At 63.1% G+C, this 18,787-nt stretch carries 16 protein-coding genes and 2 tRNA genes; 9 read left to right on the top strand and 9 right to left on the bottom strand.

All coding sequences use genetic code 11. The features are described 5' to 3' along the window. Positions 1-21: 21 nt before the first annotated feature. The 3 genes from ACI5KX_RS13420 to sppA all read right to left on the bottom strand — a co-directional run bounded on the left by ACI5KX_RS13420 (position 22) and on the right by sppA (position 4,936). Positions 22-1,512 (bottom strand): hypothetical protein, encoded by a 1,491-nt coding sequence (locus ACI5KX_RS13420; RefSeq protein ID WP_406811159.1) that lies wholly within the window; start codon positions 1,510-1,512, stop codon positions 22-24. A gap of 1,370 nt (positions 1,513-2,882) precedes the next feature. Beyond that, positions 2,883-2,957 (bottom strand) — tRNA-Val (locus ACI5KX_RS13415). 83 nt (positions 2,958-3,040) lie between these two features. Then, positions 3,041-4,936, bottom strand: coding sequence for a signal peptide peptidase SppA (gene sppA, locus ACI5KX_RS13410; RefSeq protein WP_406811158.1), 1,896 nt, complete (start codon positions 4,934-4,936; stop codon positions 3,041-3,043). A 142-nt stretch (positions 4,937-5,078) separates the two neighbouring features. On the opposite strand from sppA, the gene ACI5KX_RS13405 reads away from it, so the two are divergent. Together ACI5KX_RS13405 and ACI5KX_RS13400 are read left to right on the top strand one after the other, a co-directional pair. After that, entirely contained in the window at positions 5,079-6,095 is a 1,017-nt protein-coding gene (locus ACI5KX_RS13405) for an aspartate carbamoyltransferase catalytic subunit (protein ID WP_406811157.1), read from the top strand. Next, positions 6,092-7,327 (top strand): dihydroorotase, encoded by a 1,236-nt coding sequence (locus ACI5KX_RS13400; RefSeq protein ID WP_406811156.1) that lies wholly within the window; start codon positions 6,092-6,094, stop codon positions 7,325-7,327. The genes ACI5KX_RS13405 and ACI5KX_RS13400 overlap by 4 nt, the downstream gene beginning before the upstream one ends. A 220-nt stretch (positions 7,328-7,547) precedes the next feature. Here the strand turns inward: ACI5KX_RS13400 and ACI5KX_RS13395 are convergent, their stop codons facing one another. Genes ACI5KX_RS13395 through ACI5KX_RS13385 form a run of 3 tightly spaced genes read right to left on the bottom strand, consistent with a single transcriptional unit; the run spans position 7,548 to position 10,278 of the window. Further along, positions 7,548-8,963, bottom strand: coding sequence for a tetratricopeptide repeat protein (locus tag ACI5KX_RS13395; protein ID WP_406811155.1), 1,416 nt, complete (start codon positions 8,961-8,963; stop codon positions 7,548-7,550). A 37-nt stretch (positions 8,964-9,000) separates the two neighbouring features. Next, positions 9,001-9,543: a hypothetical protein gene (locus ACI5KX_RS13390; RefSeq protein ID WP_406811154.1), complete on the bottom strand. Its 543-nt coding sequence runs from the start codon at positions 9,541-9,543 to the stop codon at positions 9,001-9,003. A gap of 15 nt (positions 9,544-9,558) precedes the next feature. Next, positions 9,559-10,278, bottom strand: a complete 720-nt coding sequence (locus ACI5KX_RS13385; RefSeq protein WP_406811153.1) for an AAA family ATPase — start codon at positions 10,276-10,278, stop codon at positions 9,559-9,561. A gap of 285 nt (positions 10,279-10,563) precedes the next feature. Between ACI5KX_RS13385 and ACI5KX_RS13380 the strand changes: the two genes are divergently transcribed. From ACI5KX_RS13380 to ACI5KX_RS13360, 5 genes are all read left to right on the top strand, one after another. Then, a complete protein-coding gene (locus ACI5KX_RS13380) occupies positions 10,564-11,538 on the top strand; it encodes an SPOR domain-containing protein (RefSeq protein WP_406811152.1) in 975 nt (324 codons plus the stop codon). 78 nt (positions 11,539-11,616) lie between these two features. After that, positions 11,617-12,906 (top strand): DUF418 domain-containing protein, encoded by a 1,290-nt coding sequence (locus ACI5KX_RS13375; protein WP_406811151.1) that lies wholly within the window; start codon positions 11,617-11,619, stop codon positions 12,904-12,906. 72 nt (positions 12,907-12,978) lie between these two features. Beyond that, complete coding sequence (locus ACI5KX_RS13370; protein ID WP_406811150.1) at positions 12,979-13,182, top strand: bacterioferritin-associated ferredoxin; 204 nt, start codon at positions 12,979-12,981, stop codon at positions 13,180-13,182. Positions 13,183-13,345: 163 nt separating this feature from the next. After that, positions 13,346-13,834, top strand: a complete 489-nt coding sequence (gene bfr / locus ACI5KX_RS13365) for a bacterioferritin (protein ID WP_406811149.1) — start codon at positions 13,346-13,348, stop codon at positions 13,832-13,834. A gap of 269 nt (positions 13,835-14,103) precedes the next feature. Further along, the gene (locus ACI5KX_RS13360) at positions 14,104-14,568 is read left to right on the top strand and encodes a hypothetical protein (protein ID WP_406811148.1); all 465 of its coding nucleotides are present in this window, start codon (positions 14,104-14,106) and stop codon (positions 14,566-14,568) included. 59 nt (positions 14,569-14,627) lie between these two features. Here the strand turns inward: ACI5KX_RS13360 and ACI5KX_RS13355 are convergent, their stop codons facing one another. From ACI5KX_RS13355 to ACI5KX_RS13345, 3 genes are read right to left on the bottom strand one after another with little or no spacing between them, the layout of a single operon-like run. Continuing rightward, positions 14,628-15,119: a DUF2721 domain-containing protein gene (locus tag ACI5KX_RS13355; protein ID WP_406811147.1), complete on the bottom strand. Its 492-nt coding sequence runs from the start codon at positions 15,117-15,119 to the stop codon at positions 14,628-14,630. Continuing rightward, on the bottom strand, positions 15,116-16,543 hold the full coding sequence (gene der, locus ACI5KX_RS13350) for a ribosome biogenesis GTPase Der (RefSeq protein WP_406811146.1): 1,428 nt from the start codon (positions 16,541-16,543) through the stop codon (positions 15,116-15,118). Before der ends, ACI5KX_RS13355 begins: the two co-directional genes overlap by 4 nt. A 51-nt stretch (positions 16,544-16,594) precedes the next feature. Continuing rightward, on the bottom strand, positions 16,595-16,879 hold the full coding sequence (locus tag ACI5KX_RS13345; protein ID WP_406811145.1) for a DUF3297 family protein: 285 nt from the start codon (positions 16,877-16,879) through the stop codon (positions 16,595-16,597). 134 nt (positions 16,880-17,013) lie between these two features. Between ACI5KX_RS13345 and ACI5KX_RS13340 the strand changes: the two genes are divergently transcribed. Next, positions 17,014-17,098: transfer RNA gene (locus tag ACI5KX_RS13340), tRNA-Leu, on the top strand. Between the two features lie 76 nt (positions 17,099-17,174). Beyond that, positions 17,175-18,776: a trigger factor gene (gene tig, locus ACI5KX_RS13335; protein ID WP_406811144.1), complete on the top strand. Its 1,602-nt coding sequence runs from the start codon at positions 17,175-17,177 to the stop codon at positions 18,774-18,776. Positions 18,777-18,787: the final 11 nt, after the last annotated feature.

The following is an 18,787-nucleotide window of genomic DNA, read 5'->3' as shown; positions in this document are numbered from 1 at the left end:
CGATCATCTCCTCATGCCGATCTACCGTTGGGGTTGTCCGCAATTGTATGGTGGCGAGGCCGCGTCGCCTGCAGTGTAGATGCCGCGATAGCGAGTATCCTCAAGCGACAGCATGTTGAGATATTCCTCGATATTGGGATAGCCGTCGCCATCGGGATCATCGTTGGCATCCCAGACATTGGGATCGGTCGCACTGTACTGGGCCTCCCAAGTATCAGGCATCCCGTCATTGTCGCTGTCTAGCAAGGCCGGTCCGGTACTTGTCAGTTGCGCATAGCCGCCGGTCGCGGCGACAGTCGAGGTCCACGCATTCTCGAAGAGGCGCGGCGCCGCGTCGCATGTCTGGACATCTTCGATAAACATCCGGTCGACATTGTCGCGGCAGGCGCCATCGCGGCACAGGTCGGCGCCGGCAAAAGAGAGGACGTTACGACGCGCTTGCTCGGCGGAAACGATCATCCAGCTCTCGAGCCAATTGGTCGGCGCGCCGGGCGCGGTCACCAGCGTATTATTCTGGATCAAGTCGAGGCCGGTTGTCGAACAATCCCGGGCAAGGAATGGGCTGGTCGTGCAGACCGTCCACGGCGTCGTCGCGCCGAACAGTCCGAAAGGCGATTGGAAATCGGCCGGATCGCTGTTCCAGGGGCTGATATTGTCGCGTGCATGGATCGAGAACCCGAAGCCGATCCGGTCCTCCAGGATGTAGAGCGCACCCAGGTAATTGCCGTTGTTGTTGTTGAAGCGCGGACCCTCGAAGAACGAATTCGAGATGTAATTGGCATAGACCGCTCCCGAGCCGTTGGAGAGCAAACCGCCTTCTTCCACGAAATTGTAGAGGAAGTTGCCGATGAGGTCGGCCTGCGAACTGGTTCCGCGCACGGGAGCCTCCACGCCGGGGGCAATGTTGAGACCGCGGCGTTCGCCATGTTGGCTCAGATTGTAGGCGACGGTCACGTAGTCGGCTGGCTTGATGAAGAGCGAATTGCAGTGCTGGCCTTCGCTATGGCCAGCATCTTCACAGATGTTGGGCCCGATGATCGACCATTGCACAGTGCAATTCACGCATCCCGCAAGGTTCAGGCTCTCATCGGTGGCGAACATCGCCGACACGTGATCGAATATCTGGAAGCTCGTGCCATTGGTCCGAACCGCATCCCCATTGTCGGACATCCGGCCAGGATGCTCTCCCAGCCTCGCGCGAATGTGCCGGACGACGGCATGGTCGCCTCCACCGCGCGTATCGATGAGCGAATCCACCGGACTGTACTGCGAACCTAGACGAAACTCGATCCCGCCCGGCGATGTCTGGCCAGCGATGTAAATCTTCGGCTGGCTGATCTGGGCAGGACTTTGCAGAGTGATCGCACCTGACACCTCGAACACGCAATATCTCGGTCGCCCTGCGGGGATGGCGTAGGGAGCGGTGACTTCGAGTGCGAGGGCGCATTCACGATAGGTGATCTTGCCATCATCGGGGATGGCGGAATCCTCGAGACTGTTGATCTTGTACACGACCGCATTCGGTGAACGAACCGAGGCTTGGGCACCGAACCCGATCGCGGTCGGGAATGCCAGGGGATGCTGCGCAGAATCAGGAATATCCCCGTCGTCCGGATTGGAAAACGCTGATCCGGGGGTCGGACCCGGTGTCGGTGTCGGAGTAGGATTGGGAGTGGGACTTGGAGTCGGTGTCGGTGTCGGTGTCGGCGTTGGTGTGGGCGTAGGTGTAGGTGTGGGTGTTGGCGTAGGCGTAGGTGTAGGTGTGGGCGTCGGTGTCACGGCCCCTGAAAGAATGAGGTTGCTCTGCGTCACCCAACCGTCCGCGCCTGTCGCAAAATCGACCTGCCACCAGGTATTTCCATCCTGCGAGAACGGTCCTGCCGTGATTGACCCGGTCGCCCCCGGAGCCTTGAGTTCAAGCCGCGCTCCGCCCGGATTGGACCGGACCCAGACATGACTGGCCACCTCGATATCACAGGCTACGGCAAAGGATGCACAGGACGGTGACGGTGACGGTGTGGGAGTAGGAGTAGGAGTAGGAGTAGGAGTGGGAGTTGGTGTGGGTGTCGGCGTCGGCGTCGGCGTCGGTGAAGGCGTGGGCGTCGGACTGGGAGACGGAGTTGGTGATGGTGACGGGGTGGGCCCGGGCTGGGTACTGGTACCGATATGGCTGTCTGGGACCCATCCGTCGGCTCCGTCGTCGAAATCGACGTTCCACCAGACACGGCTAGCCGTTGTGACCGGTCCTCCCACGACCGTTCCGAGCGATCCAGGAGCTTTGAGATCGACTGTCGCGCCGCCGGGACTCGCGGTTACCGAAACCCAGCGCTTGACTTCGATCCGGGTGCTGATCGCGATTAGCGAGGACTGCAGGAGCATGGTCAGCATCGGCAGAGGGGAAGAAAGGGCTTGGATGTGCGCTGTCGACGCCAGCGCCGTCGCGCCGATGGATATGGCTCCGATTGGCGCGAGTGCGAGGAAGACGGGCTTCATGCGCTTGCCCGCTGCGGTACTTCGGAGCGATGCCGCCACACACGCGAGGTGCGGCCTGTTTTCTGTCCTGTCCTTGCCATCCGGAACCGCCTCAGCTTTGCAGGGGAATTGCCAATTCCCGCGTCAAAATATTGTATTGCGGCGACCCAGTTTTCTGTGACCTCTCGCCGAGAAAAGCAGCCTCGGCCCGATCCGAGACTAAACCTTCCGAGTGACCGGGAGCAATTGGCGCAGCGTCTGGAATTCTGGGTCATTCGGGTTACCCCGGATTGGCGCCCGCCGCGCGGATTTGTGCGGGCACTTCCACTCCACTGCGAATTTCGTGACGCAATCGCTCCAGCAATTTCGCCCGCAATCAGAGCGCCATCTCTTCTAAGTCATTGAAAAAATGGTGGGCGCGGCAAGGATTGAACTTGCGACCCCACCCGTGTGAAGGGTGTGCTCTACCACTGAGCTACGCGCCCGCCCCGTTGCATCCTCGCAAGGGCAGGGGCGCGCATCTACTGCGGGCCTCGGCGCATTGCAAGTGCTCTCGCGGAGGGTCTTACTACTTTGCCAGCACAGCCCGCAGCGTCTCGAACAGGCTCGCCGCCCGCCTCGCGCCGATCGGGCGCGGCTCCGCAGGACATTCGAGGCAATAGGCCTGGATGCCGCGCGTGCCGGCGAGAAGTTCCGCATCGGCCGCGAGCCGCGACAGCGTCGCTTCGCGATTGGTCGCAGCCATGGCGAACAGGTCTGCATTCTTGGCCGCCGGTGCCGAGGAGCCGCCGAGCAATTGCCGGATCAGCGAGTCATAGTTGGGCGCCTGCGAACCGAGGAACGTCGCCCGCCAGTCGTCGTCCTCGAGGCCCGCTTCGCCCGCCACCCAAGCGAGTGCATCGTCGAGCCCGCCGAACTGGTCGACCAGTCCGTTCTGGCGCGCCGAGCCGCCATCCCAAACGCGCCCCTGGCCGATGGCGTCGATTTCTTCCGCAGACTTGCCGCGCGACGTGCTCACCCGCTCGAGGAAGTCGGCATAGGTATCGCCGACCGAGGCTTGCAGGATCGCGTCCACTTCCGGTGTCAGTCCGCCGATGATGTCGGGCTGGCCCGAAAGCGGCGTGGTGCGAAAACCATCGGCGTTGACGCCGATTTCGCGGGTCGCGTTCTCGAAGGTCGGGAGCACCGCGAAGACGCCGATCGAACCCGTGATCGTCTCGGGCTGGGCGAAGATCCGGTCGCCGGCGGTCGCGACCCAGTAGCCGCCGCTCGCAGCGACATTCGCAAAGGAGATCGCCACCGGAATGTCTTTCGCTCGGTAGCGTTCGATCGCGCGGCGGATTTCTTCCGATGCGAGCACCGATCCGCCGGGCGAATTCACCCGTACGACGAGGCCCTTGAATCCGTCCCCGAGCCCGTCGTCGAGCAGTTTTGCAATCCGTTCTCCGCCTGCGGTGCCGGGGCCGGCATCGCCATCGACGATGGTGCCGGCAACCGTCACGACCGCGATCTGGTTGTCGGTGCCGCCGAGGCTCCTCAGGCTCGATCTGGTATCGGCGAGATAGGGCGCGAAGTCGCTCTTGGCGTAGGCGCCGGGGGCCTTGCTCCAATCGTCCTCACCGGCGATTTCGGCCACGCGCTCGCCGAACTCCACGCGGCCGCCGAGCTTGTCGACCAGCCCTGCCGCCAGCGCGGCCTGGGCGAGATCGCCTTCGCTTTCCTGCACCCAACCGACCGGATCGCGGGTCACGCGGTCGAGATCGATCGCAGGGCGCGCCTTCTTCACGTTGGCCTGCCATTCTTCCCACAACGCGCCGTAGAGCGCAGAGATGTTTTCGCGCGCGGCATCGGACATCGAATTGCGCGAATAGGGTTCGACTGCGGCCTTGTAGGTGCCGACCTTGTAGATACGGGCATTGACGCTAAGGCGGTCGAGCAGGTCGGCATAATAGAGATTGCTGCCGCCTGGTCCGGCAATCACCGCACCGCCGAGCGGATCGGCCCAGACTTCGCTCGCGTGCGCGGCAAGGTGCATGTGGTCGTCGCCATAGGCGAGCGCATAGGTGAACACCGGCTTGTCCGCCTTGCGCACCCGGTCCATCGCTTCGCCGATTTCCTGCATGTGCACCTGACCGCCGCCGATGAAGGCGGTGAGATCCATGACCACCGCCTTGATCCGGTCGTCCCCGGCAGCCGAATCGAGCGCGCGAACGAGATCGCGAGCCTGGTGCTCCAGCGGCGGCGTCTCGCCGCTCAGCAGGACTGCGATCGGATCGACGCGCGAGCGTTCTTCGACCACATAACCCGACATGTCGATGTAGAGTGCGCCTTCGCGGACCTGGCCGGGGTTGGGGCTGGCCGACAGGATGCTGAACAGCGCAACGAAGAACAGCAGCATGAAGACGAGGACGAGACCATCCTTGATCCCGACCAGAACCTTCCAGACTTTGCCGATAAAACTCATGTAACCGTGTGTCCTTGCTGCGCGTGGGTCTGCACCCCGCTTGTTGCACCCGATTTAGGGGCTCTGGTACGAATTTTCCATTGAGAAGCGCGCAAGCAATGGGTTGAGCAGACGACAGCGCTCGACTAAGGGCGTTGCTTTAATGACATCGACGCAAACTTCTTCGGGATCGGGCCGCTTTCCGGCGGGGCGCCTCGCATTCCCGCATCGCGACATCACCGGCATCGGCCAGCTTGAGCGGCACGAAATCCTCTATCTGCTCGACCAGGCCGAGGAATGGGTCGATTTCAATCGCCAGCGCACGAAGCACGCAGGGTTGCTCGAAGGGCTGACGATCATCAATGCCTTCTTCGAGAATTCGACGCGCACGCTGCTTTCGTTCGAAATCGCGGGCAAGCGGCTGGGCGCGGATGTCGTCAACATGCACGCGGCGCAAAGCTCGGTGAAGAAGGGCGAGACGCTGATCGATACCGCGATCACCCTCAACGCCATGCGCGCCGATGCGATCGTGATCCGTCACGGGTCGAGCGGCGCGACGCAGCTGATCGCCGACAAGGTCGATTGCCCGGTGCTCAACGCGGGCGACGGCAGTCATGAACACCCGACGCAGGCGCTGCTCGATGCGCTGGCGTTGCGGCACAAGCTGCGCGAGCGCGGCGACAGCGGTGAGGACTTCACCGGGCTGACCGTGACGATCTGCGGAGACATCCTCCACAGCCGCGTTGCGCGCTCCAACATCCTGTGCCTTCAGGCACTGGGGGCGAAAGTGCGTGTGTGCGCGCCGCCTGCGCTGATGCCGTCGGGCATCGAACAGCTCGGGGTCGAACCGTTCCAGATCTTCGATGCAGCTCTGGATGGCGCGGACGTAGTGATGATGCTGCGGCTGCAATCCGAGCGGATGGCGGGCCAGTTCATCCCGTCGGCACGCGAGTATCACTTCCTTTACGGGCTGACGATGAAACGCCTCGCGCTCGCCGCGGACGACGCCATCGTCATGCATCCCGGCCCGATGAACCGCGGCGTCGAGATCGACAGCGAAGTCGCCGACATGCTCGACCGCTCGATCATCACGAGGCAGGTCGAAATGGGTGTCGCGATCCGCATGGCGGCGCTCGACATCCTGACGCGCAGCGCGCGCGGGGTGGAGGGCTGGAAATGAAGCAGTTGCGCGCCCTTACCATCACCGGCGGCAAGCTGGTTACGCCCGAAGGCGTCATCGATGGCGCGATCCGTCTCGAAAACGGGCTCATTGCGGCAATCGGTGGCGATGTCGCGCCGCAGGATGGCGACGAGACGGTCGATGCGAAGGGTATGCTCGTTGGCCCCGGCCTGGTCGATCTCGGGGTCTTCTCGGTCGACAAGCCCGCGTTCCACTTTGGCGGGATCACCCGAGCGGCGCTCATGCCCGATCAGTCGCCGCCGCTCGATTACCCGAGCCGCATCAACTACATCGCCAAGAGCGGCAAGCCCGACCTGTGGGTCCACCCGCTGGCCGCTGCGACACGCGGGCTGGGCGGGGAAGAACTCGCCGAAGTCGCGCTGATGAAGGAAGCCGGGGCGCGCGGGATTGCGACCGGGCGCAAGTGGATCGCCGACAGCGGCGTGATGCTGCGGCTGCTGCAGTATGCCGCGATGCTTGACCTTGTCGTGGTCGTTCATGCCGAGGATGGCGGAATTGCGGGCGAAGCGGCTGCAACCGCGGGCGAGATTGCAACCCGGCTCGGCCTGCCGAGCGCGCCCGCCGAAGCCGAAACGCTGGCGCTCGCGCGCGATATCGCGCTGGCAGAGATGAGCGGCGCGAGGGTGCACTTCCGGCAGGTCACGACAGCGCGCGGGTTCCAATTGGTGCGCGAGGCGAAGGCGCGCGGCGTCACGGTTACCTGCGGTATCACGCCCGCGCATTTCATGCTGTCCGATCTCGCCACCGCCGATTTCCGCACATTCACCCGCCTTTCGCCGCCGTTGCGCAGCGAGAGCGACCGTCAGGCGGCAATAGCGGCGATCGGGGAGGGCGTGGTCGATGTCGCATCGAGCGGGCACGACCCGCGCGGACCGGAAGGCAAACGGCTGCCATTTGCCGATGCCGAGCCGGGGATGGCCGGTGCGGAGACGTTGCTGGCGTTGACGCTGGGGCTGGTGCGCGACGGGGTGATCGATACCAAGCGGGCTTTCGAACTGCTCGCGACCAATCCAGCACGGTTGCTCGGCGTCGACGCCGGAGCACTGGTCGAGGGGCACGAAGCCGACATCGCCCTGGTCGATCCAGACGCCCCCTGGTTCGTCGACCGGACCAAGATGGAAGCCACCGCCGACAACACGCCGTTCGATCGTCAGGGCGTCCAGGGCCGGGTGAGGGTGCTCTACAAAGGCGGCGTGAAGATAGAATCCTAGCCTCTTTGCTCGATTGGTCGACTGCGAAGAAGCCGCAAGGGCGACCGCCCGCCCGCAGCGGAATCGAAGCGTAGCGAAGATGGCCGTCAGGCCACCCGACTTTCAGGTCGCATGAGCGAGGAAATCGCGGCGCGGATGCGCTGCGCAGACAATAAGAAAACCCCCGGAGCGATGGGCTCCGGGGGCAGTCTCGCTGAAACTCTATGCGAGTGGAGAAATCCTAGCGGGTGCGCGCGGCGACGCGGACGTCGCGCTTGACCGCGCCAGCCGGCGGGCTCGAAGCGGCATAGGCGAAGCAGCCGGTGCCCTTCGACTTGGCGGTCGAGCACATCGAGCGCGCGCTCTTGCCGGTAAAGCCGGTCGCGGCGACGCGGAAATAGGTCTTCCCGTTCACCTCGGCTTCGGTGATCACGGCATCGCGACCTTTGAGCGAGGGGAACTTGCGCTGCAGTTCTTCCCACTTCGTTTCGGCGACAGCGCGGCTGTCGAAGCTGCCGAGCTGGACGAGATGGGTGGCCGAGGCGCCCGAAGCGACCGCCATGCGGCGCTGCGAAGATGCGCTGGCCACACGGGTCGGAGCCTTCTTGGCGGTCGGTTTGGCCGTTGCCGGTACCTTCTGGATCACTTCGTTCGAGACGAAACGGACACCGGCAGGACGCTTGGATCCGGCTTTCGGAGCCGGTTTGGCCGCTGCGGTGTCGCTCTTCGGCGCGGCGGGCTTGGCACCCGTTGCCGCTGCGATGCGAGCGACCTTTGCATCGGTGGACTCGGCGTTTTCAACGCCGTCCGGGCCGATCGCGATCGATGCAGCGGTGTTGGGAACGGTTTCGACTTCCGGCGCGGCAACGGCCAGCGCCTCGGGAGACTGGTCTTCGGCTTCGGCGACCATCATCTGCTGACTCGGGAAGTTCGTCAGAGCGAGATATTGCGGCTGGCCGCCATCGCTCACCGGAGTCACGTTGAGCAGCGACGCGACGCGAACCTGGAAATCTTCCGGACGCGCGATCGATGCCCAGTCCGAAAGGCGAGCATCGACCTGTCCGGCCGGTACGTCTTCTGCGACCATGACGCGGGCTGCAGGCCAGTTGCCGGCCAGGGCATAAGTGTAGGCGAGGTTCTGGCGAACCTTGGCGGTGTTCTCGCCGCCGCGCAGCGTGTTGGTCAGGATGTGAACCCCGCGCTCCGGATTGCCTGCGAGAGCATAGGCCAGTCCAAGATCGGCGGGGTTGATCGCGCCTTCCCATTCGCCGAGCTTCGCACGCGCCGCTGCGCTGTCGCCGGTGGCGACCTTGGCGAGCGCGTAGCTCAGCACGGTGCGGGGATCTTCGTCACCCAGTTCGAGGGCATCGCCAAAGCTCGTGGCGGCCGAATTGAACCGGCCCGATTCGAGATAGGCAGCGCCCAGCATGGCACGGAAGCCTGCATTGCGCGGCTCGGCGAGAACTGCAGCCTCGGCATGGGTGATGGCCTTGTCGACTTGACCCTTCTCCAGCGCGACCTGCGCTTTCGCAAAGGAAGTCTCCGCCGGTGCTGCCGACGAAGTCGTGCAGCCCGAAAGAGCGACACTGGCAAGCGCCGTGGTCATGATGAGGCCGAGTTTCGGCGCGCTCATGCGGCTATTTGTGCTGCGATCCATGGTCCTAAATCCCCTGTTTCGTATCGCTCTAAGAATTTCAGTCGCGTTTCATGCGCTCGGCGAGCGCGTCGAGTTCGTCGAATTGTTCCAGCATGGCATCGAGCGCTTCGGTCACGAGGACCTGTGCGCTCTTGCCCTGCATGGTCGATGCAAGCCGGAGCTTGAGATGGCGGTCGGCGTCGAGGCGCAGGGTAAAGGCGGCGCGCTTGCCGTCCTTTGCCGCGCTCTTCTTTTTGTGTTGCTTCTTCGGTGCATCCGCATCGTGCGTTGCCGGCATTGCGGCTTCCGCTAGCACACGCTCCGAAAGGTCTTTCTGCTGGCGGCGTACGATCGGGCTATCCGATTCGGAGGCGTCCTCGTTGGCAGCCTTGCCGGTGATCGAAACGATCTCGGCGCCTTCGGTCTCGTCGTCCGAGCCCATGTCGTTCCAGCCGAGGTCCTCGAGCTGTTCGTCGGCCAACGCCGCCATCGCCGCAGCATCCTGCGGCATCGGCGCGACCTGCGGACGCATGGCGGGCTTTGCGCCGCCCTTGCGAGCGAGCAATGCCGGGTTGAGTGAGGCAAAGCTTGCTTCGGACATCACCCGTTCAGCTCCTTACTGGGCCACGCGGCGACCGAAGCCGCCACCGGGACGCGAAGCACCACCGACTGCTTGTGCCGGGCTGCCGGGAGCGGCGAACACGGTGCGGCGGAAGTTCTTTTCAAGGCGGTCCGAGATATATTTCCAAAGCGCGGTGATTTCCGCCGCGCTGCGACCCTCGGGCTCGACTTCCATGACCGTGCGACCGTCGATCATCGAGGCAGCAAAATCGGTGCGGTGATGAAGCGTGATCGGAGCGACCGTGCCGTGCTGCGAGAGCGCGACGGCGGCTTCCGAAGTGATCTTGGCTTTGGGGGTTGCCGCGTTGACGACGAACACCAGCGGCTTGCCGGCGCGCTCGCACAGGTCGACCGTTGCGCCGACAGCACGCAGGTCGTGCGGGCTGGGGCGGGTCGGGACCACGATCAGCTCGGCAACGCCGATCACCGACTGGATAGCCATGGTGATTGCGGGCGGAGTGTCGATCACCGCGAGCTTAAAGCCCTGTTGACGCAAGACCTGAAGGTCGTTTGCGAGGCGCGAAACGGTGGTCTGCGCGAAAGCGGGATATTCCGCCTCACGTTCGTTCCACCAATCGGCCAGCGATCCCTGTGGGTCGATGTCGATCAAGACGACCGGGCCAGCGCCTGCGCGCTGTGCCTGGACGGCAAGGTGTCCGGACAGGGTCGTTTTCCCCGATCCGCCTTTCTGCGATGCCAAAGCGAGTACACGCAACGCCTGGTCCCCCTGGTTTGAACCTTTGGATGCCGCACGATTGCGGCGTGGTGACCATGGGATCGCAGGATACCCCTAATTTTGGGTTAACAGGGTCGGAAAGCGGCAGAATTCTGTTTCCGGCCTTGGCGACGCCGTGCGGGCAACGATTTCCTAACCGTTCGTTCACTATAAGCCCGGCGGTGAAAAATTATTGCCTAGCCATTCAAGGGCTTGGCCTGCGTGCGAAGGAGTTTGATGCCAATGGTCACCCGTGTCGCAAATCGTTCTACCGACCGAAACGCAATGATTCGTGGCGCCTTCGCTGCCGGAGCGGCGACGCTGGTCTGGCTGGCTGGCCCGGCATTGGCCGATGTGAAATCCGGCGTCGATGCGTGGAGCGCGGGTGATTACGATCGCGCGGTTGCCGAATGGCAGGGACCCGCTGCGGCGGGCGATGCCGATGCAATGTTCAATCTGGCCCAGGCCTATCGTCTGGGGCGCGGGGTCGAGGCCGACATCGCGCGCGCGAAAGAGCTGTATGCCCAGGCCGCGGAGCGAGGGCATGTGAAGGCTGCCGACAATTTCGGCCTGCTGCTGTTCCAGCAGGGCGAGAAGCGATCGGCGATGCCGCTCATCCGCGCTGCCTCCGACCGCGGCGATCCGCGCGCGCAATACGTCCTGGGTCTCGCCCACTTCAACGGGGACTTTGCCGAGAAGGACTGGGTGCGCGCCTATGCGCTGCTGACGCTGTCGCAGTCGGCCGGGCTGCCTCAGGCGGTCAATGCCATCGCCCAGATGGATGGATACATTCCGACCGAGCAGCGCCAGGAAGCGCAGCTGCTTGCCCGCAAGCTCGAGGCGGAGGCAACGCAGCGCCGCGCCGCGGAACTCGCGGCCATCGATCTCGGTGCGCGTCCGGCTGTCGAAGACGCTGCTCAACCGTCGGTGCAGCCTGCGCGCGTCGCAACCGCCGTTCCGGAGGCTCGCAAGGTTCCGCAGTCGATCCAGCCCGTTCCCGTTCCCGCGTCGCAAACCAAGCCGAAGGCCAGGAGCGACTGGAAAGTCCAGCTCGGAGCCTTCGGCGTTGCCGGAAATGCCGACCGCTTGTGGGCCAGGCTTTCCGGCAATGCTGCTCTCTCCGGGACCAGCAAGTTGCTCGTCCCGACCGGCAAGGTGACCCGGCTTATGGCGGAAGGCTTTTCGAGTAAGGCAGAGGCGCAATCCGCCTGCGCGCAGCTCAAGCGACAGGGCCAGGGCTGCCTCGTGACCAAAGGCTGATTTCGCTCGACAATTTCCGCTTCCCCTGGACCGTGCGGGTGCTAGGCTTGCCGCACGTGGTCGAACCAAGGGACAAGCATGGCTATCAAATCGCCCGCCGGTGATGCGGAAGCGGTCTTCGGAGAGGGAAGCACGCCGGACGAACTGGCTCCCGTAACAGCGGGCGCTCGCATCGCGAGCCTCGACTTCATTCGCGGGATCGCGGTGATGGGCATCCTCGCGGCCAATATCATCGCTTTCGGTCAGCCACTGATGGCGACGATCTATCCGCCTGCATTCCTCTCCGCCGACGGCGATTCCGATCACTGGTGGTGGATCGCGCAGTTCGTCCTGATTGACGGAAAGATGCGCGGACTGTTCTCCGTGCTGTTCGGCGCGGGGCTGTATCTCTTCATCGAAAAGGCGACCGAGCGCGGAGCGACGACCGGCCTTGCCGTGCGGCGGCTCGCCTTTCTCGGCATGTTCGGCCTCATCCATTTCTACTTCATCTGGATCGGCGACATCCTGTTCCTCTACGCGGTCAGCGGGCTGGCGCTGCTGGCGTTCTACACACTGAAGCCGGTGAACCAGCTGATCCTGGGCCTGTTGGGGTATTTCATCAGCGCGCTGATTTTCGCCGGTTTGTTCGGCGGGCTGTACTGGCTCGCGAGCTCCGGGGCGATGGGCGAAGGCGAAGCCGCCGAAATGCAGTCGAAGATGCTGGCCGGGATGGAGGCGGATACGCAGATGGCCGCCGCCATCCAGTCGGGCGATTATTTCGCTTTCGTCGGCGCCAATTTCACCGAAAACCTGCTCATGCCGGTTTCCACGCTGTCGCAGGCGATGGTCGAGACGATCGGGCTGATGCTGATCGGAATGGCGTTGCTGCGGATGGGCTTCTTCAGCGGCGAATTCGATCACCGCAAGATGGTGCTGTGGGGCTGGCTCGGCGTGATCGGCGGAGCGCTCGGCACGCTGGCGATCGGGTTGTGGGTCCGCTCGACCGATTTCGACGTGCTGGCGGCGATGCTGGGATATATCGCGGGGTCGGCCTTCCCGCGACTGCCGATGATCCTCGGGCTGGCGGCGCTGATGGTGGTCTATTCGCCTTCGTGGACCGGCTGGTTCGGCCAGCGAGTGGCTGCCGCAGGCCGGGCGGCCTTCACCAACTATCTCGGCACCTCGATCCTGATGCTGTTCGTGTTCCACGGCTGGGCGCTGGGCCTCTATGGCGAACTCGGCCGCCCGCAGCTCTATCTCGTAACGCTGGGTGGATGCATCGTGATGCTGCTGTGGTCGAAGCCGTGGCTCGATCGGTTCAAGTACGGCCCGCTCGAATGGTTATGGCGCTGTCTGACCTATGGGAAAAAGTTTCCCATCAGGCGCTAATTTCCTTGCTATTGAGAATTGTTCGCATAAATTGCTTTTGCAAACGCTTCGCAGGAGTGATTCGAAAGCGCCATGTACATCTGCATCTGCAATGCAATTCGCGAAGACGAGCTTCGCAAGGCGGCCCTGGGCTCCGGTGGCGATGCAGAGGCAACCTATGCGACTCTCGGCAAGCGGCCCAATTGCGGGCAATGCCTTGGAAAGGCGGGCGAAATCATCGACCAGGAACGCGCTCTCGCCGGGGGGCTTCCTTCTTGCGAAAAAGTCGCAATCTAAATTGCGCGACCGCTACTGCGAATGCCTCGCAAATAGCTGATTCCTAAAGAAAAATATTCCCTACAGACCTTGCCTGCGGGGGCGAGGGCGCACATATTGTGCGTGCTCCATCATCACATTCGCCGCGCGTTGCCGCGGCCCGAAAGCAAGGGAACCAACCGCCATGAAGGGCGATCCGAAAGTCATCGAATTCCTCAACAAGGCGCTCACCAACGAGCTGACCGCGATCAACCAGTATTGGCTGCATTACCGCGTGCTCGACGACTGGGGCGTGACCAAGCTTGCCGAATACGAGCGCAAGGAATCGATCGAAGAAATGGAGCATGCGGACAAGCTCGCCGAGCGCGTACTGTTCCTGAACGGCCTGCCGAACTTCCAGGCGATCCACAATCTGCGTGTCGGCGAGACGGTCGAGGAAATCCTCAAGGCCGACATGGCGCTGGAAGAAGACGCGATCCCGCTGCTGCGCGATGCGATCGAATACTGCGAGAAGGTGCGCGACTATGTCAGCCGCGATCTGTTCGCGATGATCCTCGACAACGAAGAAGAGCACGTCGACTTCCTCGAAACCCAGTTCGACATGATCGAGAAGATGGGCCTGCAGAACTACGTCCAGCTGCAAAGCAAGGCGGCCGGCGAGGGCGAGGGCTGACCGCCCGGCCGGCAGTGTCCGGCTCGCACAAACGAATATTCAGGAGCGGCCCGCAATCTCGTTTGCGGGCCGCTCGCCATTTGATCGACAGTCGCGCCGGCAGATCGCTGCCTCCTTCGCGCCGTTGACTTTGCGCGCCTGCAGGAGCAAGCCTTTGCATGGGAGCGGGGAAATCAGGGGCTAATCACAACACGGTCGCGCCTTTTGAGGGGTCGCACGCCTTCCAAATCGATTGGGTCGCATATCCACTCGACTATTGGGGGTACTACATGACACTTATTGGAAAAACGATCGCTGGTGGCGTTGCAGCAGCTGTTCTGGCCATGGCGACACCGGCCACGGCGCAACTGCAGGTCTGGGAAGACTACGAACCGCAGGAAACGGTCATCGAACTCACCTATGTGAAGGTCGATGAAGGCCAGCTCGATTTCTATCTCGAAGGGCTGCGGGACACCTGGGTCAAAGCCAATGAAGCGGCCAAATCGGTCGGTCAGATCACCGACTATGGCATCTATGTCGTTCCATTCGGCAGCAACGAGGTCAACCTTGTACTGCGGGTCAACTATCCGAACATGGCCGCGCTCAATGCCGACAAGGCCGAATACGACAAGTTCATGGAGGCCTGGGGCAAGGCCAACCAGGAAAGCAGCAGCAAGACGGTGCGCGAGCTTTACAACAAGATCCGCAAGATCAAGGGCACCTATCTCCTGCGCGAGCTTGAGATGAAGATGTAATCGCGCTTGCGGTGAGTTTGGACGGGGCGGGGCAGCAATGCTCCGCCCCTTTCGATTCCTCAGCTGCCTTCGTCCTCGGCACCGGTTTTCGATTGTCCGCTCGCCGCGACGTAAGTCTCCGCTGCGAAATTGACCAATCCCGAAATCAGGAAAACCATTGTCAGGATCCACGCTATGGCGGTGATGGTTCCGATCTGCGGGGTAATGAATGCACTGATAAAGAGCAGCGCGATCACCACACAGATCGTCAAAGCCGCAAGCGTGCTCAGCATGACCGCACGCTGCGAGAGCTTGCGTCGCCGACGAAGACGGGCAAGTTCGCGCGTATCTTTTTCGGTGCGCACGTCTGCCATTTTCTCCTCAAGCCGCTCGATGCGATTTGCGATCCAGATCAGGCGAGCCATCATGACGTTCATGACCGCGCCGATTGCGGCAAGAAGGAAGGCCGGGGCGAGACTGAGGCGAACGATTTCCTGCACGCGCAGGGTTGATGCTGTTCGCTGCAGCAAGTCCTCGGCGATGTTGGTCGATGCAATGAATTCGACAATCACGACCGGTCCTTGCCGCCAGAATAGTTTCCCCCGCCGCCCTTGTTGGCGTTGTAGGGGTTCTTGGGACTTTTGAGCACGACACGCACCGGAACAGCCTCGAAGCCGAGCTTTGCGCGGATGCCGTTGACGAGATAGCGCTCATAGCTTTTCGGCAAGTCGTCCAGCCGCGTGCCGAACACCACGAAGCGCGGCGGGCGGGTGCTAGCCTGGGTGATATAGCGCAGCTTGATCCGGCGACCTCCGGGAGCAGGGGGCGGGTTGGCTTCGAGCGCGTCGTCGAACCAGCGGTTGAGTGCTGCGGTCGGCACACGGCGCGACCAGCTTTCGCGCAGTTCGAAAGCCGCGCCGAGCATGGGGTCGAGCCCTTTGCCGGTCTTGGCCGAGACCGCGAGCAGCGGGAGCCCGCGCACCTGTGCAAGCCCGTCATCGAGCGCGGCGCGGATGCCGTTGAACAGGCCGGAGGCGTCTTCGGCCACGTCCCACTTGTTGATCGCGACCATCAGCGCGCGCCCCTCTTCGAGCACCATGCTGGCGATCTTGAGGTCCTGGTGTTCGAGGCCCTGCGTCGCATCGAGCAGCAGGACCACCACCTCGGCGAAATCAACCGCGCGGCGGGCATCGGCGACCGATAGCTTTTCGAGCTTCTCGACCACATTGCGTTTCTTGCGCATGCCGGCGGTATCGATCAGGCGGATGTCGCGCTCCTCGCCGGTCTTGGGATCGGTCCATTTCCAGTCGATCGCGATCGAATCGCGGGTGATCCCCGCTTCCGGTCCGGTCAGGAGGCGGTCTTCGCCCAGCAGCCGGTTGATGAGGGTGGACTTGCCCGCATTGGGGCGCCCGACGATCGCCAGCTTCAGCGGGCCGAGCGGAGCGTCTTCGTCTTCGCTTTCTGCGAATTCGGCGGCGGCCTCGGCTGCTTCGGCCTTTTCGCCGATGATCGGCCAGAGCCCGCCGAACAGGTCGGCGATGCCTTCGCCGTGCTCGGCGGAAAGCGGCACCGGCTCGCCGAGGCCGAGCGAATAGCTTTCGAGCACGCCGCTCTCGCCCGCTGCACCTTCGGCCTTGTTGGCGACCAGCACGATAGGGACGTCATGTTCGCGCAGGTAGCGGGCGATTTCCTCGTCGAGCGGGGTCAGGCCCGCGCGCGCGTCGATAACGAACAGCGCCGCATCCGCGCCTTCGAGGCTGGCTTCTGTCTGCTTGCGCATCCGTCCGGGGAGCGAGAGTTCGTCCTCGTCCTCCCACCCGGCGGTATCGACGATGGTGAACTGGAGCCCTGCGATCTCGGCGTCGCCCATGCGACGGTCGCGCGTGACCCCCGGCTGATCGTCGACCAGCGCGAGCTTCTTGCCGACGAGCCGGTTGAACAGCGTCGACTTGCCCACATTGGGGCGACCGATGATGATGACCTGAGGCTTCATGCTGGATGCCAAGTGGCCCCTGCGAGCCGCGATGGCAAGCAGCGGACGGGATCAGCCTTTCTTGGCAACCGGAGGATTGTCGCCGAGATCCTCGTACCATGCCTCGACCGGGCCGGTCAGCTTGATCGTCAGCGGTTGGCCCTTGCGATCGACAGTCTTGCCTGCCTGCACCCGCACCCAGCCTTCGGAAATCGAATATTCCTCGATATCGGTGCGCACGCGGTCTTTGAACCGGATGCCCACGCCGCGCTGCAGCACTTCGGCGTCGAATGCCGGGCTGCGCGGGTTGACCGAGAGGTGATCGGGCGGAACGTCGTTTTTGGTATCGTCTGACATGCGCGGCCCTTTAGTCGGGTGTTCGCGCAGAAACAAGCGCGTTACGCTTGCCCTTTTGCCAGAGGCGGGATAGAGGCGCTGCGCAGATGCGCGCGGGGGTCCTTCGGGTTTCCCGCGCGGCTTCGTTCGGGCATGCGGGCGTGGCGAAATTGGTAGACGCGCCAGATTTAGGTTCTGGTATCGCAAGATGTGGGGGTTCGAGTCCCTTCGCCCGCACCAATTCCTCGTCCCTGTCGCAGCCCGGATGAGGATACCCTACACACGAATTGCTCAAGAAGGCTCCAGTTAGAACCCCATGCAAACCAAGCAGACCACGAACGAAGGGCTCAAGCGGGCCTATGTGATCACGATCACCGCCGATGAAGTGGCGGCGAAAGTCGACAGCGAGATCAAGAAGATCGCGCCGCAGGTGAAGATGCCCGGCTTCCGCCCGGGCAAGGTGCCCGCGAATCTCGTCAAGAAGATGCACGGCGAGCAGCTCCATGCGCAGACCGTCAACGATCTGATCCGCGAATCGGTCGACAAGGTGATCAAGGACGAGGAACTGCGCCCGGCGATGCAGCCGCAGATCTCGCTCGGCGAAGGCTATGAAGAAGGCAAGGATGCCGAGGTTACGGTCGAGCTCGAAGTGCTCCCGCAAATCGAGGCTCCGAAGGTCGAAGGCCTGAAGCTCGAAAAGCTGGTCGTTCCGGTCACCGACGACCAGATCGACGAGGCGATCAAGAATATCGCCGGCCAGAACAAGAGCTACAAGGACGCCGCCAAGACCAAGAAAGGCGCCGAGGGCGACCAGCTGATCATCGATTTCGTCGGCAAGCTCGACGGCGAAGAGTTCGAAGGCGGCAAGGCCGAGGATGCACCGCTGGTGCTGGGTTCGGGCACTTTCATTCCCGGCTTCGAGGAGCAGCTGGTCGGTGTCAAGACCGGCGACGAGAAGACCATCACCGTCACGTTCCCCAAAGATTACCAGGCCGAGCACCTCGCCGGCAAGGAAGCGACCTTCGACGTCACTGTGAAGGCGGTGAAGGTCGAAACCGACACCAAGATCGACGACGAGTTCGCCAAGCAGCTCGGCCTCGATAGCATCGACAAGCTCAAAGAAATCCTGAAGGGCCAGCTCGAACAGCAGACCGCCGGGCTCACCCGGACGCAGATGAAGCGTTCGCTGCTCGACCAGCTGGCTGCGGGCCACGACTTCGCCGTGCCGGAATCGATGGTCGATGCCGAATTCGAGCAGATCTGGGCGCAGCTTCAGCAGGAAGCCGCGAACGAGGAGAACCCCGAAGAGGCTCTGAAGCAGATCGAGGACGAGAAGGACGATTACAAGGCGATCGCGGAACGCCGCGTGCGCCTCGGCCTGCTGCTGTCCGAGATCGGCCAGGCCAACGGCGTCGAGGTTTCCGGCCAGGAAATGCAGATGCTGATCCAGCAGGCCGCCTCGCAGTATCGCGAAGAGGATCGCGAACGCTTCATGCAGTACATCCAGCAGGAGCCGATGGCGGCTGCCCAGCTGCGCGCTCCGCTATACGAGGACAAGGTCGTCGACTTCCTGTTCGATCAGGCAGAAGTCACCGAGCGTGAAGTGACGCAGGAAGAGCTGCAAGCGGCGATCGAAGCCGAGGACGAGGCCGAAGCCGAAAAGGCCAAGGCTGCGCCGAAGAAGAAGGCTCCGGCGAAGAAGGCTGCTGCCAAGAAGCCTGCCGCTAAGAAGGCACCGGCCAAGAAAGCCCCAGCGAAGAAAGCTCCGGCCAAGAAGGCAGACGCCGAGGCGAAACCCGCCGCGAAAAAGGCGCCCGCGAAGAAGGCTCCGGCCAAGAAGCCCGCTGCCAAGAGCACGGCTGCAAAGAAGGCTCCCGCCAAGAAGCCTGCTGCGAAGAAGGCACCGGCGAAGAAGTAATCGACCGGCGC

The organism is Erythrobacter sp. GH1-10, from assembly GCF_045363165.1.
Lineage (GTDB): Bacteria > Pseudomonadota > Alphaproteobacteria > Sphingomonadales > Sphingomonadaceae > Erythrobacter.
The sequence above is the reverse complement of the archived record's forward strand: the minus strand, read 5'-3'. Positions and strand labels throughout refer to the sequence as shown.